Origin of the sequence: Streptodolium elevatio, assembly GCF_040649515.1 — a bacterium.
Taxonomy (GTDB): domain Bacteria; phylum Actinomycetota; class Actinomycetes; order Streptomycetales; family Streptomycetaceae; genus Yinghuangia; species Yinghuangia elevatio.
In genome coordinates this window covers 78,062-100,755 of the sequence record NZ_JBEZFP010000001.1, presented here as the reverse complement: position 1 = coordinate 100,755, position 22,694 = coordinate 78,062, and the positions used below count along the sequence as shown (strand labels likewise).

30 protein-coding genes and 1 pseudogene are annotated in these 22,694 nt (G+C 69.3%); 14 read left to right on the top strand and 17 right to left on the bottom strand.

Features of this window, described 5'->3' with window-relative positions; all coding sequences use genetic code 11:
- Positions 1-19: 19 nt before the first annotated feature.
- From AB0C36_RS00485 to AB0C36_RS00465, 5 genes are all read left to right on the top strand, one after another.
- Positions 20-1,237, top strand: a complete 1,218-nt coding sequence (locus AB0C36_RS00485) for an ROK family transcriptional regulator (RefSeq protein ID WP_358347016.1) — start codon at positions 20-22, stop codon at positions 1,235-1,237.
- A 358-nt stretch (positions 1,238-1,595) separates the two neighbouring features.
- The gene (locus AB0C36_RS00480) at positions 1,596-2,552 is read left to right on the top strand and encodes a pirin family protein (protein WP_358347014.1); all 957 of its coding nucleotides are present in this window, start codon (positions 1,596-1,598) and stop codon (positions 2,550-2,552) included.
- A 416-nt stretch (positions 2,553-2,968) separates the two neighbouring features.
- Entirely contained in the window at positions 2,969-3,250 is a 282-nt protein-coding gene (locus AB0C36_RS00475; RefSeq protein ID WP_358347012.1) for a hypothetical protein, read from the top strand.
- Complete coding sequence (locus AB0C36_RS00470; protein ID WP_358347009.1) at positions 3,247-3,915, top strand: hypothetical protein; 669 nt, start codon at positions 3,247-3,249, stop codon at positions 3,913-3,915. The genes AB0C36_RS00475 and AB0C36_RS00470 overlap by 4 nt, the downstream gene beginning before the upstream one ends.
- 111 nt (positions 3,916-4,026) lie before the next feature.
- Positions 4,027-4,290: a hypothetical protein gene (locus AB0C36_RS00465; protein ID WP_358347006.1), complete on the top strand. Its 264-nt coding sequence runs from the start codon at positions 4,027-4,029 to the stop codon at positions 4,288-4,290.
- A 20-nt stretch (positions 4,291-4,310) separates the two neighbouring features.
- Here the strand turns inward: AB0C36_RS00465 and AB0C36_RS00460 are convergent, their stop codons facing one another.
- Positions 4,311-4,760, bottom strand: a complete 450-nt coding sequence (locus AB0C36_RS00460; RefSeq protein ID WP_358347003.1) for a GNAT family N-acetyltransferase — start codon at positions 4,758-4,760, stop codon at positions 4,311-4,313.
- 92 nt (positions 4,761-4,852) lie between these two features.
- Between AB0C36_RS00460 and AB0C36_RS00455 the strand changes: the two genes are divergently transcribed.
- Positions 4,853-5,668, top strand: a complete 816-nt coding sequence (locus AB0C36_RS00455) for an endonuclease/exonuclease/phosphatase family protein (RefSeq protein WP_358347001.1) — start codon at positions 4,853-4,855, stop codon at positions 5,666-5,668.
- 61 nt (positions 5,669-5,729) lie between these two features.
- Here AB0C36_RS00455 and AB0C36_RS00450 read toward each other — a convergent pair.
- From AB0C36_RS00450 to AB0C36_RS00440, 3 genes and pseudogenes are all read right to left on the bottom strand, one after another.
- Positions 5,730-5,951 (bottom strand): annotated as a pseudogene (locus AB0C36_RS00450) (hypothetical protein); the annotation flags it as partial.
- A gap of 35 nt (positions 5,952-5,986) precedes the next feature.
- A complete protein-coding gene (locus AB0C36_RS00445; protein ID WP_358346998.1) occupies positions 5,987-6,121 on the bottom strand; it encodes a hypothetical protein in 135 nt (44 codons plus the stop codon).
- A 50-nt stretch (positions 6,122-6,171) separates the two neighbouring features.
- Complete coding sequence (locus tag AB0C36_RS00440; protein WP_358346995.1) at positions 6,172-6,543, bottom strand: hypothetical protein; 372 nt, start codon at positions 6,541-6,543, stop codon at positions 6,172-6,174.
- A 169-nt stretch (positions 6,544-6,712) separates the two neighbouring features.
- Here AB0C36_RS00440 and AB0C36_RS00435 point away from each other — a divergent pair, with 169 nt between their 5' ends.
- Complete coding sequence (locus AB0C36_RS00435; RefSeq protein ID WP_358346992.1) at positions 6,713-6,991, top strand: GntR family transcriptional regulator; 279 nt, start codon at positions 6,713-6,715, stop codon at positions 6,989-6,991.
- A gap of 15 nt (positions 6,992-7,006) precedes the next feature.
- Here AB0C36_RS00435 and AB0C36_RS00430 read toward each other — a convergent pair whose 3' ends face one another.
- Positions 7,007-7,897, bottom strand: coding sequence for a phosphotransferase family protein (locus tag AB0C36_RS00430; RefSeq protein ID WP_358346989.1), 891 nt, complete (start codon positions 7,895-7,897; stop codon positions 7,007-7,009).
- 78 nt (positions 7,898-7,975) lie between these two features.
- Entirely contained in the window at positions 7,976-8,416 is a 441-nt protein-coding gene (locus tag AB0C36_RS00425) for a glycine-rich domain-containing protein (protein ID WP_358346987.1), read from the bottom strand.
- A 687-nt stretch (positions 8,417-9,103) separates the two neighbouring features.
- On the opposite strand from AB0C36_RS00425, the gene AB0C36_RS00420 reads away from it, so the two are divergent.
- Genes AB0C36_RS00420 through AB0C36_RS00410 form a run of 3 tightly spaced genes read left to right on the top strand, consistent with a single transcriptional unit; the run spans position 9,104 to position 10,706 of the window.
- Entirely contained in the window at positions 9,104-9,358 is a 255-nt protein-coding gene (locus AB0C36_RS00420) for a hypothetical protein (protein WP_358346984.1), read from the top strand.
- On the top strand, positions 9,330-9,845 hold the full coding sequence (locus AB0C36_RS00415; protein WP_358346982.1) for a DUF6879 family protein: 516 nt from the start codon (positions 9,330-9,332) through the stop codon (positions 9,843-9,845). Before AB0C36_RS00420 ends, AB0C36_RS00415 begins: the two co-directional genes overlap by 29 nt.
- Positions 9,846-9,857: 12 nt before the next feature.
- Entirely contained in the window at positions 9,858-10,706 is an 849-nt protein-coding gene (locus AB0C36_RS00410; RefSeq protein WP_358346979.1) for a helix-turn-helix domain-containing protein, read from the top strand.
- A 188-nt stretch (positions 10,707-10,894) separates the two neighbouring features.
- Here AB0C36_RS00410 and AB0C36_RS00405 read toward each other — a convergent pair whose 3' ends face one another.
- Positions 10,895-11,098 carry a hypothetical protein gene (locus AB0C36_RS00405; protein ID WP_358346977.1) on the bottom strand — a complete coding sequence of 68 codons (204 nt, stop codon included), beginning with the start codon at positions 11,096-11,098 and terminating at the stop codon, positions 10,895-10,897.
- 268 nt (positions 11,099-11,366) lie between these two features.
- On the opposite strand from AB0C36_RS00405, the gene AB0C36_RS00400 reads away from it, so the two are divergent.
- Complete coding sequence (locus tag AB0C36_RS00400) at positions 11,367-11,792, top strand: hypothetical protein (RefSeq protein WP_358346974.1); 426 nt, start codon at positions 11,367-11,369, stop codon at positions 11,790-11,792.
- A gap of 339 nt (positions 11,793-12,131) precedes the next feature.
- Here AB0C36_RS00400 and AB0C36_RS00395 read toward each other — a convergent pair whose 3' ends face one another.
- The 6 genes from AB0C36_RS00395 to AB0C36_RS00370 all read right to left on the bottom strand — a co-directional run bounded on the left by AB0C36_RS00395 (position 12,132) and on the right by AB0C36_RS00370 (position 15,377).
- On the bottom strand, positions 12,132-12,386 hold the full coding sequence (locus tag AB0C36_RS00395) for a hypothetical protein (RefSeq protein ID WP_358346972.1): 255 nt from the start codon (positions 12,384-12,386) through the stop codon (positions 12,132-12,134).
- Positions 12,387-12,388: 2 nt separating this feature from the next.
- A complete protein-coding gene (locus AB0C36_RS00390) occupies positions 12,389-12,886 on the bottom strand; it encodes a hypothetical protein (protein WP_358346969.1) in 498 nt (165 codons plus the stop codon).
- A gap of 2 nt (positions 12,887-12,888) precedes the next feature.
- The gene (locus tag AB0C36_RS00385) at positions 12,889-13,134 is read right to left on the bottom strand and encodes a hypothetical protein (protein ID WP_358346966.1); all 246 of its coding nucleotides are present in this window, start codon (positions 13,132-13,134) and stop codon (positions 12,889-12,891) included.
- 323 nt (positions 13,135-13,457) lie between these two features.
- Positions 13,458-14,363: a recombinase zinc beta ribbon domain-containing protein gene (locus AB0C36_RS00380; RefSeq protein ID WP_494410238.1), complete on the bottom strand. Its 906-nt coding sequence runs from the start codon at positions 14,361-14,363 to the stop codon at positions 13,458-13,460.
- A complete protein-coding gene (locus tag AB0C36_RS43355; RefSeq protein WP_494410235.1) occupies positions 14,252-15,211 on the bottom strand; it encodes a recombinase family protein in 960 nt (319 codons plus the stop codon). The genes AB0C36_RS00380 and AB0C36_RS43355 overlap by 112 nt, the downstream gene beginning before the upstream one ends.
- Positions 15,212-15,245: 34 nt before the next feature.
- Complete coding sequence (locus tag AB0C36_RS00370) at positions 15,246-15,377, bottom strand: hypothetical protein (RefSeq protein WP_358347319.1); 132 nt, start codon at positions 15,375-15,377, stop codon at positions 15,246-15,248.
- 302 nt (positions 15,378-15,679) lie between these two features.
- On the opposite strand from AB0C36_RS00370, the gene AB0C36_RS00365 reads away from it, so the two are divergent.
- Complete coding sequence (locus AB0C36_RS00365) at positions 15,680-16,234, top strand: GtrA family protein (protein WP_358346960.1); 555 nt, start codon at positions 15,680-15,682, stop codon at positions 16,232-16,234.
- Positions 16,235-16,249: 15 nt separating this feature from the next.
- On the opposite strand, the gene AB0C36_RS00360 is transcribed toward AB0C36_RS00365, so the two are convergent.
- Positions 16,250-18,160 carry a flavin-containing monooxygenase gene (locus AB0C36_RS00360; RefSeq protein ID WP_358346957.1) on the bottom strand — a complete coding sequence of 637 codons (1,911 nt, stop codon included), beginning with the start codon at positions 18,158-18,160 and terminating at the stop codon, positions 16,250-16,252.
- Positions 18,161-18,531: 371 nt separating this feature from the next.
- Here AB0C36_RS00360 and AB0C36_RS00355 point away from each other — a divergent pair, with 371 nt between their 5' ends.
- Positions 18,532-18,732, top strand: a complete 201-nt coding sequence (locus AB0C36_RS00355) for a helix-turn-helix transcriptional regulator (protein ID WP_358346955.1) — start codon at positions 18,532-18,534, stop codon at positions 18,730-18,732.
- The gene (locus tag AB0C36_RS00350; protein WP_358346953.1) at positions 18,713-19,114 is read left to right on the top strand and encodes a DUF2178 domain-containing protein; all 402 of its coding nucleotides are present in this window, start codon (positions 18,713-18,715) and stop codon (positions 19,112-19,114) included. The genes AB0C36_RS00355 and AB0C36_RS00350 overlap by 20 nt, the downstream gene beginning before the upstream one ends.
- Before the next feature lie 70 nt (positions 19,115-19,184).
- Here the strand turns inward: AB0C36_RS00350 and AB0C36_RS00345 are convergent, their stop codons facing one another.
- The 3 genes from AB0C36_RS00345 to AB0C36_RS00335 are packed head-to-tail and all read right to left on the bottom strand — an operon-like array spanning position 19,185 to position 22,640.
- Positions 19,185-19,931 (bottom strand): succinate dehydrogenase/fumarate reductase iron-sulfur subunit, encoded by a 747-nt coding sequence (locus AB0C36_RS00345; protein WP_358346951.1) that lies wholly within the window; start codon positions 19,929-19,931, stop codon positions 19,185-19,187.
- Positions 19,928-21,937, bottom strand: coding sequence for a fumarate reductase/succinate dehydrogenase flavoprotein subunit (locus AB0C36_RS00340; protein ID WP_358346948.1), 2,010 nt, complete (start codon positions 21,935-21,937; stop codon positions 19,928-19,930). Before AB0C36_RS00340 ends, AB0C36_RS00345 begins: the two co-directional genes overlap by 4 nt.
- A 1-nt stretch (position 21,938) precedes the next feature.
- Positions 21,939-22,640 (bottom strand): succinate dehydrogenase cytochrome b subunit, encoded by a 702-nt coding sequence (locus AB0C36_RS00335; protein WP_358346946.1) that lies wholly within the window; start codon positions 22,638-22,640, stop codon positions 21,939-21,941.
- Between the last annotated feature and the right edge of the window lie 54 nt (positions 22,641-22,694).

The following is a 22,694-nucleotide window of genomic DNA, read 5'->3' as shown; positions in this document are numbered from 1 at the left end:
GTCCTGGTTCACTGTCTGTATGGCCCGACGCGCGAACCCCCTGCCGCACAGCAGTGCGGGGGAAGTCCTGCAGCTTGTGCGGGACGGTGAGGCCGAGACGCGGGCCGATGTCGCCCGGCTGACCGGTCTGTCCCGTTCCGCCGTCGCCGCGCGCGTCGACGACCTGGTGGCCGCGGGACTGCTCGCCGAGCGGGCGGACCGCGTGTCCACCGGCGGTCGGCCGCCGATGCGCCTCGAACTCAACGCCGCGGGCGGCCTCGTGCTCGCCGCGTCGCTGGGCAGCAGCCGTGGTCAGCTCGCGGTGTGCGACCTGACCGGCACGGTCCTGGCCGTCCGCGAGACCGCGATGGCCGCGGGCAGCGGCCCCGAGGCGGTCTTGTCGCGGCTGCCCGCGTGGTTCGACGCCCTGCTGGAGGAAGAGGGCTACGACCCGGACACGGTCCGGGCCATCGGCGTCGCCGTCCCCGGCACCGTCGAATTGGCCACCGGCCGCGCGGTCGGTCCGCCGAGCCTGCCCGGCTGGGACGGGGTCGCCATCGCCCCGGCGCTGCAGCGCCGCTGGCCCGTCCCCGTGTACGTGGACAACGACGTGAACGTCATGGCCCTCGGCGAGTACCGGACCCGCGGCGACGCGGGGGACCTCGTCTTCGTCAAGGTGTCCACCGGCATCGGCGCCGGCATCGTCTCGGACGGCCGGGTCTACCGCGGCGCGCTCGGCGCGGCAGGCGAGATCGGCCACATCCCCGTCGCCGGCGGCAACGGCGTGCGCTGCTGGTGCGGCAACGTCGACTGCCTCGAAGTGCTGGCGAGCGGGCGGCACCTCGTCGAGACCCTGGCCGCACACGGCGCCTCGGTGTCCGGGGTGCGCGACGTCGTCGCCCTCGCGGGTGCCGGCCACCCCGAGGCGGTACGCCTGGTCCGCGAGTCGGGCCGCCTGCTCGGCGAGGTCCTGGCCAGCGTCGTCAACGTGCTCAATCCCGCGGTGGTCGTGCTCGGCGGCGACCTCGCCGACGCGGGCGACCCGCTGCTGGCGGGCGTACGCGAGGTCGTCTACCGCCGCTCCACCGCGGTCGCGACCCGCGAGCTCAAGATCGTCGCGAGCCGGCTCGGTGAACAGGCCGGCCTCGCCGGCTGCGGCTTCATGGCCCTCGACCGGATCCTCGCCCCCGAGTCCGTGGACGCCACGCTGGCCCGCTACGCCGCCCAGCGCGCCGTCGACGACGCCGTCGCCGTCTGACCTCTGGCGAGAGCCGCGAGAGCCGAAGGGCCGCGCGCCCCCGAGGCGACGGCCGGCCACGCCCTACCCCGCGACAGCGGCGGGAAATGCGCATGTTCCCGGGCGTCCGCCGGCGTCGCCGGGCGCACTCTTCCCCGACTACGGCGACGGCGGGACTTCGGCGACTGTCGTGCGCCCTGCCCCCTGCCCCCTGCGCCCTGCGGCGTGCCGCGACGCGGAGGCAGAAAGTTGAAGGATCAACTAGCGGAATGTTGAGTCTTCAACTAACGTTGTGCGTGGCAGACCCGGACAGACCGGGCCGCAGCGCCGTCCGATGCCGGTTCCGGCCCGGACGGAGACCGAGACCGAGGAGGTCGCCATGCCCGCCGTGACGGTGGAGAACCCGCTGACCCTGCCGCGCCTGCGCAAGCCCGCCGCCGACAGCCGTCCGCGCAAGGTCGTCCAGGTGGCGAGCGCGCCGAGCGGCCTCGAAGGGGAGGGTTTCCCGGTCCGCCGCGCCTTCGCGGGCGTCGACCACGCGCGCCTCGACCCGTTCATCATGATGGACCAGATGGGCGAGGTGGAGTACGCGCCGGGCGAGCCGAAGGGCACCCCGTGGCACCCGCACCGGGGCTTCGAGACCGTGACCTATCTGATCGACGGAACGTTCCAGCACCAGGACTCCGCGGGTGGCGGCGGTCTGATCACCGACGGCGACACCCAGTGGATGACCGCCGGCTCGGGCCTGCTGCACATCGAGGCTCCGCCGGAGGAACTGGTGGTGAGCGGCGGCCTGTTCCACGGCATCCAGCTGTGGGTCAACCTGCCGTCCGGCAAGAAGATGAGCGACCCGCGTTATCAGGACATCCGGGCCGGCCAGGTGAAGCTGCTGACGACCGAGGACGGCGGCGCGCTGGTACGCCTCATCGCGGGTTCGGTGGCGGGCTTCGACGGCCCCGGCATCACGCACACGCCCATCACCCTCATCCACGCCTCCGTCACCCCGGGCGCCAAGCTCGAACTGCCCTGGCAGCCGGACTACAACGCCCTCGTCTACAGCCTTGCGGGCAACGGCACCGCCGGTGCCGAGCAGCGGCCGCTGCGGCGCGGCCAGACGGCCGTGTTCGGGGACGGCGACAGCATCGAGCTGCGCGCCGACGCGAAGCAGGACGGCAATACGCCCAACCTGGAGGTCGTGATCCTCGGCGGCCTGCCGATCCGGGAGGAAATCGCCTGGTACGGCCCGTTCGTGATGAACACCCACGCCGAACTCGCCCAGGCGTTCGACGATTTCAGGTCGGGCAGGATGGGAAACATCCCGGCGGAGAGGGTCTGACCTGATTGGTCGGGCCCGGCTCCGGGGGAGCCGCCGACACGGCAGCCGCAAGCAACGGGGCCGCGGGCAACTCGCCCGCGGCCCCGTTCGCGTGTCCGGAAGAAGGTGTGTCGCATGTCGTTTGGTCGACTCATGCATCTGACGACCCGTCAGGTGCCTTAGGCTGTCCGGGTGGTGCGCTGCGGCGCACAGGCAGGTCACGGAATGCGCCGGTGTGTGCACCCCTTGACGCTGCCTGGCGGGCTGGCCACACTGAGCAAGGTCAACTGGAACATACCGGTTTGTGTGCAATATGCGTCCCATTCCACGGGGGGATGGGAGCGAGTGCCGTACTACCTACCGCGACGACCACCCGGGGGCGGAAGATGTCTCAGGTGAGGGACGCGTCGCGACACCGGGCGGGAGGCGGTGGCTGAATGGCCGACTCGCCGTGGCGGAAGACGATCCGCGAGAGCACCGTCAAAAACCGTGTGAGCACGGTCAACTGGGCCGCGAAGAGCATCATCCACTCGGAGTTGCTCACCGCCCTGATTCTCGGCGCCGCGTGTGTGGCCGCCGTGATCCTGCACCTGCGCGGCAACGCGTCCAAGGGCGAGTGGGTCGGCATCGCCATCGCGCTGCCGTGGGTGCTCGCCGCCGTACGGCACCGCCGGATCTGCCGGCCCTGCCCGCACGGTGTGAAGGGCGGAGGGTCATGAGTTCCCCGGGGTCCGGGTCCCCGAAGCCCCGGTCCACGCGCCTGGGCCGACTCGGCCGCGGCCGTCCCAAACCCCCGCCGGCCCCCACCCCGCCGCGTACCGGTTGGAAGCCCAAGGGCGCTCCGCAGACCGGTGGTTCGGGAGGGTCCGGCGGTTCCGGAGGCGGCAGGCCGGCGCCGGAGCGCCGGACCCCGCCGTCGCGCGGCGGCGGTGCGCGCACCACATCGCGTCGGCCCGGCCAGGGGTCGAACGGCGCGCGCCAGGACGGCACCGACGGCAAGCAGGGCGCGAAATCCGGCGAACGCAGGCGGCTTCCCCGGCAGTTCCTGCCGGGCGGCGCGGCCCGCGGGGACGGTGCGGAAGACGGCCCGAACGCCGGCGGCACCAGGCCGGACATCCCCGCCGTGCGCGGTGGCGGCTGGAATCCGGCCGGATATACAGCTGTCGATTACTTCATGCTGATCCCGGGCTTCGCGGTCGCCTACTACGGTGGCCAACTGGTGCAGGAATGCGCCGTCGAGGCGAGCGGCAGGGCGGCGTTCTTCCTGTGGCTGATGATCGGGTTCTGGATCACCCTGGCGACCGCCAAGTGGCCGACGTTCCGCGTCCTGCGGTGGTCCTGGGTCCTGGCGGGCGTCCTCGGCGCGGTCTGGACTCCCGGGTGAGCCAAGGGATATCGCGATCGCAGATTTCACCGTCCCACCAAGTACGCCGCCCCATCTGCCGGGGTAGGTCACCGCACACAGGGATCCACAGCGCTGGACCGGAGGGGAACCATGTTCACGCCACTCGCCGCCGTCGTCGCCGCACCCGAGGACACCACGCCGGTGGGTCAAGGGGTGACGATCGGCGTACCGATCATCATCATCTTCATCCTCTTCTACCTGGTCACCCACAAGGGTTACAAGATGGGCGGGCTCATCCTCGCCTTCGTGGCCGGCGTGATGCTGTCCGGCACCGCGGCGGCGGGCTCGCTGTCGCAGCTTGTGGAGTCCGTGGTCAACGCGGGGGTCAACGCCGTCACCGACGTCTTCCGCTGAGCACGTGCGCGCACCGGTGATCAGCTGACGGAACGGCCGCGGGCGGCCTGGCTTCCGGGCCGCTCCAGGTACATGTGGTCCGGCGGGGCGAAGCCGAACCGCGCGTAGAGTCCGTGTGCGTCGTCGGTGTGCAGCATCCAGCGGAAGTCGCGGCCGTCGCCCTCCTCGACCATCACGCGCACCAGTTCCTGTCCGAGCCCGTGCCCGCGCGCCTCCGGCAGCACGTAGACGTCCGCGAGGTACGCGAACGACACGCCGTCGGAGACCGCGCGCGCGAACCCGACCATGGCTCCGTCCTCGGTCCGGTACGCGCCCACGACGCGCCACGACACGTCCAACTGGCGTTCAAGATGTGGGCGTTCGCGCCACTTGCCCCAATAGGCGGAGGTGGACAGAAACGCCCATACGGCGTCCCTGTCGATCCGGGTGGGGGCGTCGTCGAGCTCGTATTTTCCTCGGATGATCGGCATTCCCGGACCCTATGCGACCGCGGCGCGTCCGGCAGGCGTGCGGCGCCGATCGGTGTGAGGATCAGTGGGCGACCGCCGAGAGGACTCCCGACATGCCGTTCATCGGTCCCGCCGTGCCGGGCAGCGTGCACATCATGTCGCTCAACCTCCGAGGCCCCGAGGACCTGCCGCCGCACCGGTGGGCGGACCGGCGGCCGGTCGTCGAGCAGTTGCTGCGCGACGAGCAGCCGACGGTGCTCGGCACCCAAGAGGGCAAGTGGCACCACATCAGGGATCTCGCGGAGACGCTGCGGCCGACGTACGACTGGATCGGTCTCGGCCGTTCGGGCGGCAGCAAGTCCGAGTACACCGCGATCTTCTACGACTTCACGCGCCTGGATGTGATCGAGTACGACCACCTCTGGCTCTCCACCGTCCCGAAGCTGATCGGTTCCCGGACGTGGGGCAACGTCCAGCATCCGCGCATGCTCACCTGGGCGGCCTTCCGCGACCGCACCTCGGACCGCGAGTTCGCAGTGGTCAACACGCACTTCGACCACTTCTCTGCGCTCGCCCGGCTGCGCAGCGCGCACTTCGTACGCAGACTCACCACGCGCAAACTGCACCGCGCCCGGCGGCCCGTGCTCGTGACCGGCGACTTCAACGCCGCCGCCCCCGAGGCACGGCCCTACCGGGTGCTCACCGACGACGGCCTCTTCCGCGACGCGTGGACGACGGCCAAGGAGCGGCTGAGCGAGGACGTGCGCACGTGGAACGGCTACACCGACCCCGTGCCGGGCCGCCGCATCGACTGGATCCTCGCGGACCGGCACTGGGACATCGCACGGGCCGGCGTCAACACCTTCACCGAGGACGGCCTGCACCCGTCCGACCACTGGCCGGTGCAGGCGCTCGTCAGTCTGCGCTGACCCCGGCGCCCGTCCCGGGGCCCGCGGCCTGGCGTTCCCCGTTGCCGGCGTCGCCGCCGTGGAACTCGTGCACCACCTCGATGACGCCGACGATGTGCGTGTTGAACTCCGCCAACTCCTCGGCGGGCACCCACAGCTCGAGGATCGTCCGGCCGCCGACCTGCCGGACCGGGTACCTGCCCAGGAACTCCGAGTCGACCTCGAACCGCGTGACGTAGCCGGAGCCGCTCGCCGGCACGTTCCAGTCGCGCGCGATGCGGATGGCGTACGCCTCGTCGAGCACGACGAACAAGAGTGACTAAGCGTGGGTGGACGGGGTTAGCTGGCGATGGTCTGGCGGGACGTGGGCTCGACCTCGGCGGGCTCGCCGGCGGGGCAGCCATCACGGCACACGTACAGCGCCCAGATGGCGCCGGACAGGGCGCGGGTGTCGATGCCCCGAACCCTGCGCACAGCGCGGGTCTGACGGCGGCAGAGGTGACATGTCCGGAGCGGTGGGCGCCTCATGCGAACACCCCCGCTGCGCGACCGCTCACCCTGTAGTCGACAACCGGACCCGAGGACACTGCCTGTTCGAGTTCGTCGCGTCGCTTCTGCTGCTCTGCCAGCTCGCGGCGCTCCCACGCCCTGACGAGATAGGGGCGCACCATGGCGACGGCAAAGCCGTTCAGTGGGGTGAGGTCCGCCGGGGGCACGGTGGGTTCGTGTTGTCCGGCGGGCGTCGGCGCGTGGTGCTTCGGAGGACGCGGGGCACCTGAGGGGCGGGGCGGCTGCGGATGGGTCTGCCCACCGGGTCGCGCATGCTTTCGCGTCGACTTCTGCGGGGCTATGAGGTCGAGCATCCATACGAAGAGTCGGGCAATACGATTGCTCACGTCGTCAGCTCCCTAAAGCTGATGGCCACACCCCGGGGCCGTTCCAGCGGTCGCCGGGGCCTTTCGTTTTCGACGGTAAGCCAACCTGTATAGGTCTGTCTATGTCTGCTCAGTCCTGTATAGGTACGTATAGGGACAAGCGGGATGGCTCGACGTCTAGAGTTCTGGCATGGCGCGCGAGATTGACCACCGTTCACCGTCACCGCCGTATCGCCAGATCGCGGCTTACCTGGTCGCGGACATCACTGCGGGCGTGTTTGCCGTCGGCGCTCCGATTCCCTCGGAAAAGGAGCTGTGCGAGGCGTACGGGGTCGCCCGGAACACCGTGCGCAATGCGGTGCGCTGGCTGCGCGACGCCGGATACGTCGAAACGGTCGTTGGGCGCGGCAGTTACGTTCTTGATCGTGCGAGCAGCACAGACAAAGCGGGCGCGAACGAGTCCGCCTGACGCCGACGTCGGCGCCTAGCCAGCTCCCTCAATCCGGTAGCGCGCCCAATTCAGTGCCACGCTGGCAAGCTGCCGCGCCATCGGACCCGCCTTCGGCGTACGTGTCACGAACTCCCACATGCCCGACAGCCGCGCGGCGAAGCGCGTCAGGTCGTCATCGGACGCGCCGGCAAACGCGGGGATGGTGCTCGCCCACGCTTCCGCCTCCTTGGGCGTGTGACCGTGTGCGATGAGCCTTGTCACCAGGTACGCCGGATCGAGCCACACGGGACCGCGGGATGCCCACGCCCAATCGACCGCGAGCGCGTGTGCACCGTTCACCAACACGTTCCCGGGGTTCAAGTCGACGTGCGCCAACGTGTTGCCAGCCAGCGAAAGACGACGTTCGAGCGTGGCCAACGTGCCGATGTTCTCGTACGCCCATGGGTCAAGGTCGCCGGGCGGGTTGACGTAGAGGACCGACCAACTCGGCGCGTTCGCCCACCGCTCGGTTAGGTCGCGTGCGACGGCCGGACAGGGGGTGAGTTCCTGCGCCATGGTGACGACCAGGCCGCGGACGGCTGCGAGATCGGGCGATCCGGGGGCGAGGCTCGCCGGCTGTCCTGCGGCTAGTTCGGAGCCGAGTAATAGCCACCCGTCCCGCTCGATCGTCCACAACATCAGCGGGGCAACTGCCGCGGGCAGGAAGCCTGCTAGCTCGACTTCGTTGCGGTGTCCTGACGCATACGGCCGATCGGTTCGGACGCCCTTGCAGAACACCGGGCCATGCTCGGTCTCAAGCCGCGCGGAGAACTCGGACAATCGACCGTGCTCCGGGGCGGTCGCGGATCGGACGCGTCCAGTGTGGCGCTCGACGGCCCGGCGCACGCCTTCCGGCAGGGCCTCCCACGGCTCACGGCGGGGCATGCTTCGCACTCCTTCGATAGGTGAAAGCGCTCGGCGCCCCGGTCGGCAGGGTGTGTCAGCCGGGGCGCCGAGGCAGGATCACGGGCTGTCGCTGCACCCCGCGTGACATTGCGAGCAGTCCGCGCCGGCGACCGCCCACAATTCCGCATCGACCGGATACCCGGCCGACTTGATCAGGTCTGCCGTGCGGGTGACCTCCGCACGACCTTCTGTCGCCGGGCGCGCTTCGTCGGTGGGTACGTGGTGAACGAAACGCCCGAGCGTGGCGCAGAACTCGGCGTAGTCGCGGGTGTGAAGCACCCATGCGTGCCAACCAACGTCGATCAGCGCGGACGGCGTCATGCGTTGCACGGGGTTGGCGGCGCTGACCGCCAGGAACACTGCGGTACCGGACACAATGCGGTCGGCGAGTTCGGCGCCGATCTCCGGGCGTTCGGACTGGATGCGTGCAGACAGCCGCGCACGGAGAGCGGCGGATACGTGCACTGCTGGTCGGGCGTCCACCATGAGATTGGTCATGGATCGGGCCACCTTTCACTAGAAGTGCTGCGAGTGGAACCCCGTCCGTTCGCACTGCCCCAACGCCCGGACGGGGGATTGTGGGTTAGCTCGGCGCCGGGACTCGGCGGACCTCGGATGCGAACGCGACGTACGGAACTCCGTTGCCGCCTACGCGGATCTTCAGCACGGACTCGCCGCGCAGCTCGGCATAGGCGTAGATCTCGTCAACGAGCCCGGCCGGGACGTCAGGGCCCTTCCCGGGCAGAGGGACAACCCATTGACCTACGCGGATTGGGCCTGTCGCGGCTGGCTCCGGTTGCACGGGGCGCGGCAGGGCGCGCGGGGCTTCGTCGGAGACGCCATCGGGGCCGGCTACGAAACGAGCAGTCATGACGCATCCCGAAGCGCATGCGAGCTGCACGCATCTCGCCGCCGATGCGGAGCGCGGACAGCGCGAATCACCAGCACTCGGCGCGCACGCGTCCCGATCGGAAGTCGTGTGGATGCCGGGTCGATCACGATGCGCCCCTCCCGGATCGGGACCTGGTCATTGGAATGACCGTAGGGAGGGGTCGAGTCACTGCTCTACGAACTTGCATGTGTTTGCACGCCAATTGGGATGGCTGATAGCACTGTTGACGTCATCTGTGCTGTTCAGCAAGGCTCATGCAAGTCTGAGCAAGCGCCTAGATGGGGGTGCCGGCCATGGCCGTAGAGTTCGTAGGAATCGACCCCAACACTGACCGGGACCACTGCCCCACCGTGTGGGCAGACACGGAAGCTCAAGAGATCTTGTTCCAAGGGTGGAAGCCCAGCCCCGAGACTCAGGCGGAGTGCGAGGCGACCAGCCCCGCGAATGGTCCCGTGCCTGATGACGAGGCGATCATTAGGCTTCCGGCTCGGATGATCCCGAAGATCAGGGAGGCGTGTGATGCCGTCGAGCGTGCCCAGCTTCGCTGAGTTGCTTGGCCGGTGTGAACGCAGCGCTGTCCATCTGGAGTTGCGCGACTCATACGCCCCTACGGATCGGTTCGAAGCATGGAAGCGCGGCGATCGGATCGATTGGCAGAACCGGGCATCGTGGTGGCACCCGTATGACCAGACGATCGCCGACGCCGTGGCTCGGGGTGTGGTCATTCGCAGGGCGCGCGTGGTCTCCGAGCCCGTGTCGGAGTATGTCCGCTGGGAGCACTACGTGACTCACGCCAACATCACGGCGGGTGAGGACGTCCGATGGCTGCCGCGTCGGCAGGCTACGAGTATTGCTCTCCCGGGCAATGACTTTTGGCTGTTTGATGGGGCGCTGCTTCGGGTGCATCACTTCTCGGGTGATGGCGCAGTGGTCGAAGATGAGATCACGGCAGATCCGGAAACGGTGAAGCTGTGTGCCGCTGCGTTTGAATCGGTCTGGGAGCGCGCAATTCCGCACCGCTTGTACGAGATCTGACGGGCTCGGTCGATGCCCCTGCATCCGTCTTCACGCGTCCAAAAGGCTCGCGAAGATCTTGCCGGACGTCTGCGCGAGATCCGGAAGGATGCAGGGATCACCGGGAGAGAGCTGGCCATCCGATGCCGATGGTCGGAGTCGAAGTCATCGCGGATCGAGAACGCGAAAACCCCGCCGTCCGACGCGGACATCAAGGCGTGGTGCCGAGCCTGTGGGGCTGACGATCAGGTCCCCGACTTGATAGCAGCAAACCGACAATCCGCGGATGCTCATGTCCAGTGGAGGCAACTCCAGCGCACGGGCCTGCGCCGTCTGCAAGAGTCCGCGGGGGATGTCTATCAGCAAACTGGCGTGTTCAGAGTCTACGTATCCGATGTGATCCCCGGTTTCCTCCAGACGCCCGGCTACGCCACGGCACTGTTGTCGACTATCGCGAACTTCCGGGGAACCCCGGATGATGTGCGCGACGCCGTGGCAGCCCGAATGAGGCGTAACACAGTGCTGAGCAACGGCGCGCGTCGATTCTCGTTCGTCCTAGAAGAGTCGGTGTTGCGCTACCGGCTGTGCAGCGTAGAGACCATGGCCGCGCAACTGGGCCACCTGCTGGCAGTGATGGACCTTCAAAACGTCGCCGTGGGCATCATCCCGTTCTCAGCGCAGCGCAACGTGTGGCCGATGCCGACCTTCACCATCTTCGATGACGCCAGGGTGCACGCGGACACCTTGGATGCCGCTTCCACTCTCACCCAGCCGAGCCAGGTTGAGCTGTACGCCCGGGCGTTTGAACGGCAGTCCAGGAGCGCGATGCGCGGGGCTGCGGCACGATCGCTGATCGCGACGGCGCTGGCCTCTCTCGACTGATCCAGCCAAAGACGACGAAAAGCCCCGCTCGGAACGACGTGGTTCCGGGCGGGGCGGTGGTGCGCTGAGCTCGCTGACATGGCATGCACGTGACGTCCGCAAGAACGGCGCAATGAGCCATGCGGAAAATTCCCCTCCCTGCCGCCTGATCTCTGGGGCGGGAGGGGGTCACCGCCTGGTCAAGCTGGTCAGCTCTGGCCGGACTCGCGCGCCGAGCGGCGTTCCGCTGCCCATCCGCCGGGCTGACGCTTCGCGGTCTCGCGGTTGTGGCACGGCGAGCACAACGCCCGCAGCCGCTCGGGCGCGTCGGGGTCCGCCACACCAGCGGCGATCAACTGCCGTCGGCTCGAAGGGAAGTGGTCCGCGACCGTGGCCGGGTGGGCGCACAGCACGCACCACGGGTTCGCGTACAGGAACGCCCGCCGGCGACGCTTCCACCGGGCGGACGCGTACCGGTCATCGGACGTCGGTGCGCGTCGTTGCTCGGCTTCCTTGCGGTGCTTCGCGCACTGCCCGCCCGTCGTCGTCTCGGGACAGCCCGGGATCGGGCACCGGGGGGCGGGGTCTACGCGGCAGGGGGCATCACCTCTCGCGGGCTTCCAGCGGCACATGCCGCCCACCGGACGGATACTGAGATCACGGGGGCAAGGAGGTGTCGCGATGAGCAGCGGCAATGTGCTCTGCCGCGGTGGTCCCAAAGACGGGATGCGCCTCAACATGACTCAGCACATGGCGTTCTCGTATCCGAAAGAGCCCGGGGCGAACGATGACAGTGACACGTTCTGTCACTACGCGCCCACGAACGAGGTGCGGGAGATGGACGGCGAGTCAGTGCGGGTCTTCGACTTCGTCAGAGAGGGACCGAAGGTCGGTGCGATCCTCCGTGATGGACCACGGGACGGGTACATCCACCCGATTCAGCTCGACTTCGCGGAATTGACCATCCCGAGACCATCCGCGGGTGACCCCAGAGACAACCGGGTGTGTTGCTATGTGGCGTCGGGAGCCGTCGAAGACGTTGACGGGAAGCCGCTCCGGGTCTTCACCTACCAAGGGCTAGTCGACCCACCGGAGACAACGTCATAGATCGCGGGACTGACGGACTCGAACCGCCTCTACCGCCGGTTTCGGCCGGGCGACCAGCTCGGCGTACTCGGGCAGGGTGCGCGCCACACACTGAGTCCCTGCCGCCACGGTGCGAGCGGGTCAGGCTCGCCCGGTGCGGGCTGCTACGTACGTCTGGTGCTGCGGGCTTCGGCAGCGACCGTGTAACACGGTGTGCAGAACGACCGCCGGTAGCCCGGGGCATCGGGTCGGGATACGCTCCGGGCGACCAGCTCGCGCCGTGTCAGTGGCCAGTACGCCGAGACGTCCGCGCCGACTCCGCAGACCGAACAGAACGGGCTGACATGCCGGTTGCCGGGCTCAATCACCAGCGTTCCGGGGCGGGATGACCGGCGGGTCGATCGGCGCAGCATCGGGGCCGGTCGGGGTCACGTCGATCTCGACCACGTCGCCGCTCTCGGTCCGCTGCATTCGCCGGCCGCGCGGCATCGGCGCCCCGCCGTTCACGACCGGCTGCCCGGCAGGGGCGTCACTCCATACGGGGCGGCCGGACGCGTCACGGGGGAAGTGCGGGTAGTCGCCGTTCGGCCCGGGGTCGAGCGCGTCAACGGCCATGGTCAGACGGTCCCCTCTACGTAGGCGTTGCGTTCGGCGTCGAGGTGTTCGGCGTAGTCGGCGGCGATGGCGGACGCCTGGTCTTCCGCGAGACGGACGACCATGTCCAGAAGCGGGGGTTCGTACCAACGCACGTCGGACACGGTCACCTCTTCGCCGAGTACCCGCTGTGCGGACTGCGCTGCCGTGTGGATGACGCCCTTCTTGTAGCGGGCGGCACGGTACTCCACGAATGCGGCGAACCACGGTTCAGCGGCCAGGAGTTCGCGGAATCGCCCCAACGCCTTGTCGCCGGATTCGACAGTGTCGTCAGCGCGCTGCCGGTACGTCCGCACAACGTTGCGGCTGTACTCGGCGGTGTGCTCCGCTCGGCGTGCGGCTTCGGCTACCTCGGCGGCGAGTAGCGCGGCTTCGGCGTCCGCGAGGGGCGCAGCGAGCTTGTCGGCTTGGGCGCGCAGCTTGGCGAGTTTGTCGGCGGCGCGGGTGATGTCGTCGGTCATGGTCAGCCCTCCTGGTTGCCGGTGGCGGACACGTCGCGCCCGAACTGCTGGGCAACGGCCTTGTCCTGGTCGTAGTAGCCGAGCGACATGTGAACGGTCGGGCTCAGCCGCTCGTACGCGGCCGGGTCCTTGTCCCGGAGCGCGGCAAGGCGTTCCATCTCCGGGTTGTAGCGCCATGCCGCCGCGCGGCGTTCCTGCTTGATACGGCGCTGATCGCCGTGGCCTGTGAAGTGCTGTGGTTCGAGCATGCGTATTCTCCGATTGGGTCGGTCGCGGCAGTCATGGCCCGGCGCATTCACGACGTCCGGGTCTACATACGGTCGGGACCAGGGATGGCCTGACGGACGGTGTCCGTTCCCCGTACTGGAGGTAGCGACCAGGGATGGCCTGACCCGGCGCGATGACGCAATGACGTTCAGAACCCTGTTTCTGGCTTGCTTTAAGAGATCTCTAAAGACATCCCAGAAATGACGTTCTGAACGTCATTGCGTCATCGCGCCGCTGTGCTCGCATGGCAAAGCCCCGGCAGCCGTCGTGCGGATGCCGGGGCTCGCCGGGGTCTACGGGCTGGTCACGCCGCGACTGATACCCCTACAGAGGTGGTGCGGTTGCCTGCCGTGTCCAGGCGCAGGCGCGTACCGGGCACTGTTGGTGCGGCTGCGTTCGTCTCGGCATGGGTGAGGGCACCTGCTTCGTCAAGGATCGGGTGCAGCTCGCCGTTCAAGATGAAGGTAACCAACGACTCGTCAAGCTCTGTGGGCTTGCTGGGCCCCTTGCGAACGATGAGCCGTGCGCCAGCTTCGATCAGCATCTCCCGCTTCCCATCGGAGTCCGCGGCATACCAGTCATCCGCGTAGGTGCGTCCGGTCGGGATGACGTCGCGTCGCTCGGGTCGCGAGAGGGTGGATTCAAGCTCGGCGAGCCGGTTGTCCAGCGCGTCAGCCTGTCGCTGCCACGCGTCCCGCGCTGTCTGCGACTTCTGCCGCCCCCTCTGGTTCTGGTGTTCCTCGTACTCGGCGAGCGTTGCGGCGATCTCCGCCGCCGGGTCGTACCCGGGAATGACCGTGACGCGGTGGTAGGGGATGTGCCCGACCAGTCGCAGGAATTCGCGCTCTACGTACTCCTCGGCCCACTCGGCGCGCACGCTGGCCACGCTCGGGCAGAAGCCGCCGCGCGCACTCGGGTTGCAGTAATACAGGTTTGTCGTGCGGCGTCCGTTCGCGCGAGTGAGGTACATCCGGTGACCACAGCCCTCGCACTCGATCACGCGCCGCAACTGCGCCGTTGAGTCACGGCGGATGGTGCGCCGTTCCGGGATCGCGCGTTCGTCTAGTAGGGCGTTAATCGCGTCGAACTCTTCGCGGGTCAACAGCGGGGTGTCTGTGAACATGACGGGTGCACCCAGTGCATCGCGCACGACCTGTCCCTTGTGGGTCTTCCAACCCAGCAAAGCGGGCGACCGGAGAATCCCGGTGATCGTGGCGCCCGTCCACGAGTAGCGCTCAACGACACGGCCTTTGTCGCCCCTGACGGATGTTCCGGTCTTGCCGCCGGTGGGCGTCCCGCCTTGTGAGAGAGGTAGTCGCGCCACGTGAGCACGTCCGCCACGGTCAGCCGGGTAGCGATGGCCGATGTTGAGTCGCCCGACATCACCTCTTTGATGATTCGAGTGAGAAGCCAGAAGACATCAGGGTCCGGTACGAGCGTCTTCCCGGTGCCACCTTCCAAGGGCACGGCCATGTAGCCGAACGGGATGCGCCCGCCGGCCCATCGCAGCGGCATGGCTCTCATCGCGGCTTGTGCGCTGGCGACGCGCTCGGCGGTCGACGTGGCTTCGACCTGAGCCGCGAACGCAAAGAGCGTCATCATCAGTTCGGCGACGGGGTCGAGCGGGTTGCGGAAATCGAAGGTCAACATGCCGGTCCCGCCGATGCCCTCGGCGAAAACCAACATGATGCGGTTCGTTTTGGCCCATGCGGCCAGGTCCCGCATGTCGCTCATGCTGCGGATGGCCCGGTCGAAACGCCAGAAGATCAGGGCTTCGAACTGGTCTGCCTTCCGAAGCCATTGACCGAGCTCAGGACGCTCGAAGGGACCGATCTTCGATGCGCTGACGTCAAGGTCGCTGACGACCCGGTTGGCTATGTCGATGCCGAGTACTGCGGCGGCGCGTTGGCAGGCTTCGAGCTGTCGGGCGGGGCTGGTGGTCTCGTCGGTGAGGACGGACAGGCGGATGGCTGCGACGCCCCGAAGTGCGTAGTTCTCCATACCAAAGGTAGGGACCAGCGATTGCGTCGGTGCGCTGACCTGCGGCGTTGCGGACACTAGGAGGGCTCCCTAGGTGGTCCGCTTAGTCACTCTAGTTAGGCACCGGGTAGAAGATCGGCTGCTCGGGCAGGCGGGGCGGCCAGGCACGCCAGTCGGACGCGGCCACGAGCGCGAGTTCGTCGGGGCCGGTCGGGCGCCACAGCGTGGTGGTGGGGCGGTCCATCGCGAACTCCGGTCGCTCGACGGTGTTGTTCTCATTCTGAGGACAAAGTGTCCCGGGCCAGGCCGCCCCGCCGCGAACGGATTTCGCGGGCCTGTCGGCAGGTTCCGGGGGAACGCCCGCCGACCCCACCGACCCACCGACCCACCGACCCACCGACAACCCTCACCAACCCTGGCCGACAGAGTCACCCGCAGCACCACGGACAGCGCCTGTCAGCACGCTGTCAGCGTGGCCCGGGTGCTGACAGCGGGGTGTCAGCGCACCGTACGCGGCCCGTCAGCGCGGTCCGAGAACGTCTTCCCATGACGAACGCACCCGCCGCCGCCAAGGCCGCCGCCCCCACCCGCGGCCCCGTCGCCGCCTTCATTCGCTTCGTCGTCTGCGGCGGGGGCGTCACCCTCGCGGCAAGTGGCCTTCTGGTCCTGCTGACCGGCCTCATGCCGTTCTTCGCCGCCAACGCGATCGTGACCGTCGTGTCGACGATCGTCACCACCGAACTCCACGCCCGCGTCACCTTCCGCAGCGCCGAGCGCGGCTGGGGTGTGCACCTGAAGTCGGCCGGGACCGTCGCGGTCGGCCTCCTGGTCACCACCGCCGCGATGGCGGTCCTCCACGCGCTGTTCGCCGACCCCGGTGTGCTGGTCGAGCAGGCCGTGTACCTGTCCGCCTGCGGGCTCACCGGCATCGGGCGGTTCGTCGTGCTGCGCGTCCTGGTGTTCGCGAGCCGCAAGCAGGCCGAGCCGGCGCCGCACGGGTCGGCGCCCTACAGCCTGGCGCCGCACGGGTCGGCGCTGCGCGAGGCGGTGGTGGTCGCCGCCGCAGACCTGCCGCGTACGTCGGTCGTCGTCGCCGCCTGACCGCCCGCGCGGCGGTCAGGTCAGGAGCCGGTGGGCCTCGGGGTCGGGCGTACGCAGCATGTGCCAGTAGTCGACCAGCCGCCACGGGCACGTGACCACGACGCGGCCACTGCTGTTGCGGTAGTAGCCGCGTACCGTCGGGTGGCTCCACACCAGGTTGTCCATCGCGGCGTCGACGGCGCGGCTGTACGCCTCGTGCGCCTCGGCCGTCGGTTCGATCGCCCGGGCGCCGCGCTCGCGCACCAGGTCGAGGCAGGCGAGCACGTGGTGGAGCTGCACCTCGGAGATGAAGTTGTTGCCGGCGCCGTGGCCCGGGCTGGAGTTGGGGCCGGAGAGCACGAAGAAGTTCGGGAAGCCGGGCACGGTGACGCCGAGGTGCGCACGCGGGTCCTCGTCCCCCCACACCTCGGCGAGGGCGACGCCGTCGCGGCCGGTGACCGCGACCGAGCGCAGCATCGGCAGCAGGTGGAACCCCGTGGCCAGCACCAGGACATCGGCCTCGACGGTGTTGCCGTCCGCGGTCCTGACGCCCTCCGGCACGATCCGCTCGATCGGGTCCGTGCACAGCTCCACATGGTCGCGCCGCAGCATGCGGTACCAGTCGACGTCCCGCAGAATGCGCTTGCCGAAGGGCGGGTACGCCGGCACGACCTTCGCCAACAGGTCGGGACGGTCGCCCAGTTCCTCGCGGGCGTAGGCGATCATCACCTGCCGCAGCCGCTCGTTCGCCGCCGACACGGACACCTCGGGCGAGGTCCACGCCGGATCGACGGCGACGTGGGCGAAGTTGCCGTCCGAAGCCATCCAGTACGTCATCGCGCGGAACCACTCCGCGTAGGCCGGCACATGGCGCATCGCCCAGAGCGTCCCCTCGGGCACCGCCAGGTCGGCGGCGCGGCGCGGCTGGATCCACGACGGCTGCCGCTGGAACACGGTCAGTTCGGCCACGTCGTCGACGATCGTCGGGGCGGTCTGCATGGCGCTGGCGCCGGTCCCGACCAGCGCGACGCGGCGGCCGGTGAGGTCCAGCTCGGGATCCCAGGCCGCCGTGTGCACCACGGTTCCGGCGAAGTCGCCGAGGCCGGGGATGTCCGGGTACATCGGGTCCTGGAAGAACCCGATGGCGCCGATCACCGCGTCGGCCGTCTCGACGGCGGCGGTGCCGTCCGCGTGGCGGGTCGTCACGGTCCACTTGCGCGCGTCCTCGTCCCAGGCGCAGGAGACCACCTGGGTGTCGAACTCGATGTGCTCGCGCACCCCGTACGCGTCCGCGCATTTGCGCAGGTAGTCGAGCACGATCGGCCCGGACGAGTAGAAGGCGGGCCAGCCGGGGTTGACGGCGAACGAGTACGAGTAGAAGTGGCTGGGGGTGTCGACGCCGACGCCCGGATAGCGGTTGACCAGCCAGACCCCGCCCACGTCGGCGTTGCGCTCGTACACGCGGTACGTGTGCCCGGCCTCGGCCAGCCGTACGGCCGCCGCGATCCCGGTCAGCCCGGCGCCGATCACCACGACGTGCCGCCCGGTCGGCGCCGGCGGCGCGGCGCGCGCCGGCGCCTCCAGCGCGTCGAAGCCGCACTGGTCGCGCAGCACCGGCAGGAACTCCGGGCCCACGTCCTCACGCGCGAACGTCGACACCATCGCGTGGAACAGCTCGTCGGGCAGCGGCTTGTCCACCGTGGCGGCGCCCCCGGTCAGTACGTCCGCGAGCCGTGCCGTCAGCGCTTCGACCAGGTCCCCGGTGTCGGCGCGGGGGTCGCACACGGCCGCGAACTCGCCCAGCGCCCCGGCGTCGTGGGTGACGTGCACCAGCGACATCAGCATCGCGCGAGGATCGGCCCCGGCGAGGGCGGCCCGCGCGGCGGCGGCGTCGTACCCCGGCAGAGGCAGGTCGGCGGCGCCGGTGCGGGGATAAACGGTCGTCACGGAGGCCTCCGGAGCGTTCGAACCCGAGGTGAGCCGGGTGGATCTCGGGAAGTTCCCATTGGGAACATCTGGATCCTGGGGCCTGCCGCGCACGAAGTAAAGGGCCATTGCGAGGCAACGGGGGCGCAACGACAGCGCCGCCACCTCGGGCCAGATCGCCGGGAACAACCGGCTGTACGAACGCGAGCACCGGGCCGGCTCCGCACCGGGCTGCGCAGCTACGCACTCGTCGAGGGCGAAGGCCCGATCGCCGTGCTGCGACCACGCCGAGGACGACGTCGCCATCCCGGCGATTCGGCTCCCCTTAGCGGCCGTCGTGCCGATGTAAAGCGTCCTTGACATGCCGATGATGTAAAGCGTACTTTCCATGTGTGCGGAATGACGTCCGGCGGCTGCGGACCGCCCAGGAGCTCTCCCAACAGGCGCTCGGTGCCGTGTTGGGGGTCTCCCGGCAGACCGTGAACGCGATCGAGCAAGGCCGCTACGACCCGTCGCTGCCGCTGGCGATCCGTATCGCCCGGTACTTCGGGACAACGGTGGAGGAGATCTTCCATGTCGACGACGACACGTAGTCCTGCCCACAGCCGGTGGTCCGTCCTGGCGACGGCCTGCCTCATCGGCACCGCCATGGCGGTGATCGCGGCGGTGAACGGCAAGGTGTTCCTGGCCGTCGCGATGCCGGTCATCGTGATCGGCTACGCCCTGGCCGTCACTTTCCTCGGCCGGCGCAGCGACATCGCCGCGCAACTCGGCGGGCGCGAGGACGACGAGCGCCGCAGGCTGATCAACCTCAAGGCGACTTCGGCCTCGGGAGCCGTGATGATCATTGCGACCCTGGCCGGCTGCCTCGTCGAACTCGCGCGCGGCGACGTCGGCGGCCCGTTCACCTGGCTCGCCGCCGCGGGCGGTGTGTCCTACATGGCCGCGGCCGCGTACTACACGCGGCGCGGCTGACCCCGGCACCCCGCGGGCGCAAGCGACGCGCCGGCGGACGAGCCACCACCGACTACGCGGGGACGGCGGTCTACCGCTTGACCTTGCGGGTCGCGCGCAGCCACTCCTTGTTCATCGCGGTGATGGACGGCAGCGGAATGCCCTTGGGGCACGCGGTCGCGCACTCTCCGGTGAGCGTGCAGCCGCCGAAGCCCTCGGTGTCCATCTGGGCGACCATGTCGAGCACCCGGGTCTCGCGTTCGGGCGCGCCCTGCGGCAGGACGTTGAGGTGGTTGACCTTCGCCGAAGTGAACAGCGACGCCGAGCCGTTCGGGCAGGCCGCCACGCACGCGCCGCAGCCGATGCACTCCGCGTGCTCGAAGGCGTGGTCGGCGTCGGCCTTCGGGACCGGGGTCGCGTGGGCCTCGGGCGCCGATCCGGTGGGGGCGGTGACGAAGCCGCCGGCCTGGATGATCCGGTCGAACGCCGAGCGGTCCACCACCAGGTCCCGGACCACCGGGAAGGCCGCGGCCCGCCAGGGTTCGACGTCGATGGTGTCGCCGTCGCGGAAGGACCGCATGTGCAACTGGCAGGAGGTGGTGCGTTCGGGGCCGTGCGCGTCGCCGTTGATGACCAGGCTGCACGCGCCGCAGATGCCTTCGCGGCAGTCGTGGTCGAAGGCCACCGGCTCGTCGCCGCGCAGGATCAGGTCCTCATTGAGGGTGTCGAGCATTTCGAGGAACGACATGTCCGGGGAGACGCCGTCGACCTCGTAGGTCTTCATCGCGCCGGGGGCGTCGGCGTTCTTCTGCCGCCAGACGCGCAGGGTGAGCTTCATGCGTAGCTCCGCTGGGTGGGGTGGACGTACTCGAAGACCAGGTCTTCCTTGTGCAGGGTCGGCGCCCGGCCGGCGCCGGTGAACTCCCAGGCTGCGGCGTACGCGAACTCGTCGTCCTTGCGCGCCGCCTCACCGTCGGGGGTCTGCGACTCCTCGCGGAAGTGCCCGCCGCAGGACTCGCTGCGGTGCAGGGCGTCCAGGCACATCAGCTCGGCGAGTTCGAGGTAGTCGACGACGCGGTTCGCCTTCTCCAGCGACTGGTTGAACTCCGCGCCGGTGCCCGGGACCTTGACGCGCCGCCAGAAGTCCTCGCGGATCTGCGGGATGCGGTCGAGCGCCTTGCGCAGCCCGGCCTCGGTGCGTGCCATGCCGGCGTGCTCCCACATCAGTTCGCCGATCTCCCGGTGGAAGGAGTCGGGCGTGCGGTCGCCGTCGACGGCGAGGAGCCGGGCCAGCCGGTCCTCGGTCTCGCGCCGGGCGGCGACGGCGGCCGGGTGGTTCGCGTCGGCCTGCCCGGCGGCCGCGGGCCGGGCGGTGTGCGGGGTGCGCGCGAGGTAGTCGTTCACGGAGGCGGGCAGCACGAAGTAGCCGTCCGCGAGCCCCTGCATCAGCGCGGAGGCGCCGAGCCGGTTGGCGCCGTGGTCGGAGAAGTTGGCCTCGCCGATCGCGAACAGGCCGGGCACGGTGGTCTGGAGGTCGTAGTCGACCCACAGGCCGCCCATCGTGTAGTGCACGGCGGGGTAGATGCGCATGGGGACTTCGTACGGGTCCTCGGCGGTGATCCGCTCGTACATCTCGAAGAGGTTCCCGTACTGCTCCGCGACCTTGTCGCGGCCCAGGCGCGCGATCGCGTCGGCGAAATCGAGGTACACGCCCTGCCCGCCCGGCCCGACCCCGCGTCCTTCGTCGCAGACGTTCTTCGCGGCACGCGAGGCGATGTCGCGGGGCACGAGGTTGCCGAAGGACGGGTACATGCGCTCGAGGTAGTAGTCGCGTTCGGCCTCGGGGATCTCCGCGGGCGGTCGCCGGTCGCCGGGTTGGGCGGGCACCCAGATGCGGCCGTCGTTGCGCAGCGACTCGCTCATCAGCGTCAGCTTCGACTGGTGCTCGCCGGTACGCGGGATGCAGGTGGGGTGGATCTGCGTGAAGCAGGGGTTCGCGAAGTACGCGCCGCGCCGGTGCGCCCGCCACACCGCCGTCGCGTTCGAGTTCACCGCGTTGGTCGAGAGGTAGAAGACGTTGCCGTAGCCGCCGGACGCCAGCACGACGGCGTCCGCCAGGTACGTCGCGATCTCGCCGGTCACCAGGTCCCGCGCGACGATGCCGCGCGCCCGGCCGTCGATGACGACCAGGTCGAGCATCTCGGTACGCGGGTGCATCTCGACGGTGCCGGCCGCGATCTGCCGGGAGAGTGCCTGGTAGGCGCCGAGCAGGAGTTGCTGCCCGGTCTGGCCGCGGGCGTAGAAGGTCCGGGAGACCTGGACGCCGCCGAAGGAGCGGGTGTCGAGGAGGCCGCCGTACTCGCGTGCGAACGGCACGCCCTGGGCGACGCACTGGTCGATGATCTCGACGGAGATCTCGGCGAGGCGGTGGACGTTCGACTCGCGCGCGCGGAAGTCGCCGCCCTTGACGGTGTCGTAGAACAGCCGGTGCACGGAGTCGCCGTCGTTGCGGTAGTTCTTCGCGGCGTTGATGCCGCCCTGCGCGGCGATCGAGTGCGCCCGCCGCGGCGAGTCCTGGAAGCAGAACTGCAGGACGCGGTAGCCCTGTTCGGCGAGTGTGGCGCCGGCGGACGCACCGGCGAGGCCGGTGCCGACGACGATGACGGTGTGCTTGCGCCGGTTGGCCGGGTTGACGAGCTTCGCCTCGAAGCGGCGGCGGTTCCAGCGGTCGGCGACGGGGCCGTCGGGGGCCTTGTCGTCCGCGATCGGTGCCCCGATCGCGTAGTCGGCGTAGCCGGCGTCGTCGTGGTGGTCGCGGGAGTCGTGGGCGTCGTGGGTGCTCATGTCAGTCCACCAGTCCGGTCATGACGGCGACGGGTACGGAGATGAAGCCGATGGTCAGCGTCGCCGCGAGGAGGTTGGCGGTCGCCTTCAGCACGCGGTCGCGCTTGGCGCTGCCGACGCCGAGCGTCTGGGCGGCGCTCCAGAATCCGTGCCGGATGTGCAGGCCGACGGCGAGCATGGCGACGATGTAGACGGTGTTGCCGTACCAGGTGGAGAAGGTCGCGACGACGTTCTCGTACGGATGGCCCGCCTGCGCGTTCTCGTTCACGGTCAGCGTCGTCAGGTCGAGGATGTGCCAGACGATGAACAGCGCCACGATGACGCCGCCCCAGCGCATGGTCCGGGTGGCGTAGCTCGCGCGGGGGCACGGGTGGGCGTACCGCACCGGGCGCGCCTTGAGGTCGCGGCGGCTGAGCTGGTACGCGCACACGGCGTGCAGGATCACCGACGCGAGCAGCCCGATCCGCACGATCCACAGGCCCCAGTGGCTGTGCAGGACCGGCTCGCCCATGTGCCGCAGCCAGTGGCCGTAGCCGTTGAACTCGTCGGGGCCGAAGAAGATCTTGAGGTTGCCCGCCATGTGCGCGACCAGGTACCCGAGCATGATCAGCCCGGTCACGGCCATGACCGTCTTCTTGCCGACAGAGGAGTCCCACAGCGTGCGGGCGGTGGGGGGCCGTCGGTCCCTGGTTGCGAGAGCCATGAAGCCGACGGTAGGCCGGTATCCACCAGAGGTCCAAGACATGATCCTGCTCGT

Coding starts and splice junctions, on each gene's coding strand:
- AB0C36_RS00485 (WP_358347016.1), top strand. CDS start 20: ATGGCCCGACGCGCGAACCCCCTGCCGCACAGCAGTGCGGGGGAAGTC.
- AB0C36_RS00480 (WP_358347014.1), top strand. CDS start 1,596: ATGCCCGCCGTGACGGTGGAGAACCCGCTGACCCTGCCGCGCCTGCGC.
- AB0C36_RS00475 (WP_358347012.1), top strand. CDS start 2,969: ATGGCCGACTCGCCGTGGCGGAAGACGATCCGCGAGAGCACCGTCAAA.
- AB0C36_RS00470 (WP_358347009.1), top strand. CDS start 3,247: ATGAGTTCCCCGGGGTCCGGGTCCCCGAAGCCCCGGTCCACGCGCCTG.
- AB0C36_RS00465 (WP_358347006.1), top strand. CDS start 4,027: ATGTTCACGCCACTCGCCGCCGTCGTCGCCGCACCCGAGGACACCACG.
- AB0C36_RS00460 (WP_358347003.1), bottom strand. CDS start 4,760: ATGCCGATCATCCGAGGAAAATACGAGCTCGACGACGCCCCCACCCGG.
- AB0C36_RS00455 (WP_358347001.1), top strand. CDS start 4,853: ATGCCGTTCATCGGTCCCGCCGTGCCGGGCAGCGTGCACATCATGTCG.
- AB0C36_RS00435 (WP_358346992.1), top strand. CDS start 6,713: ATGGCGCGCGAGATTGACCACCGTTCACCGTCACCGCCGTATCGCCAG.
- AB0C36_RS00430 (WP_358346989.1), bottom strand. CDS start 7,897: ATGCCCCGCCGTGAGCCGTGGGAGGCCCTGCCGGAAGGCGTGCGCCGG.
- AB0C36_RS00425 (WP_358346987.1), bottom strand. CDS start 8,416: ATGACCAATCTCATGGTGGACGCCCGACCAGCAGTGCACGTATCCGCC.
- AB0C36_RS00420 (WP_358346984.1), top strand. CDS start 9,104: ATGGCCGTAGAGTTCGTAGGAATCGACCCCAACACTGACCGGGACCAC.
- AB0C36_RS00415 (WP_358346982.1), top strand. CDS start 9,330: ATGCCGTCGAGCGTGCCCAGCTTCGCTGAGTTGCTTGGCCGGTGTGAA.
- AB0C36_RS00410 (WP_358346979.1), top strand. CDS start 9,858: ATGCCCCTGCATCCGTCTTCACGCGTCCAAAAGGCTCGCGAAGATCTT.
- AB0C36_RS00400 (WP_358346974.1), top strand. CDS start 11,367: ATGAGCAGCGGCAATGTGCTCTGCCGCGGTGGTCCCAAAGACGGGATG.
- AB0C36_RS00395 (WP_358346972.1), bottom strand. CDS start 12,386: ATGGCCGTTGACGCGCTCGACCCCGGGCCGAACGGCGACTACCCGCAC.
- AB0C36_RS00390 (WP_358346969.1), bottom strand. CDS start 12,886: ATGACCGACGACATCACCCGCGCCGCCGACAAACTCGCCAAGCTGCGC.
- AB0C36_RS00385 (WP_358346966.1), bottom strand. CDS start 13,134: ATGCTCGAACCACAGCACTTCACAGGCCACGGCGATCAGCGCCGTATC.
- AB0C36_RS00370 (WP_358347319.1), bottom strand. CDS start 15,377: ATGGACCGCCCCACCACCACGCTGTGGCGCCCGACCGGCCCCGACGAA.
- AB0C36_RS00365 (WP_358346960.1), top strand. CDS start 15,680: ATGACGAACGCACCCGCCGCCGCCAAGGCCGCCGCCCCCACCCGCGGC.
- AB0C36_RS00350 (WP_358346953.1), top strand. CDS start 18,713: ATGTCGACGACGACACGTAGTCCTGCCCACAGCCGGTGGTCCGTCCTG.
- AB0C36_RS00345 (WP_358346951.1), bottom strand. CDS start 19,931: ATGAAGCTCACCCTGCGCGTCTGGCGGCAGAAGAACGCCGACGCCCCC.
- AB0C36_RS00340 (WP_358346948.1), bottom strand. CDS start 21,937: ATGAGCACCCACGACGCCCACGACTCCCGCGACCACCACGACGACGCC.
- AB0C36_RS00335 (WP_358346946.1), bottom strand. CDS start 22,640: ATGGCTCTCGCAACCAGGGACCGACGGCCCCCCACCGCCCGCACGCTG.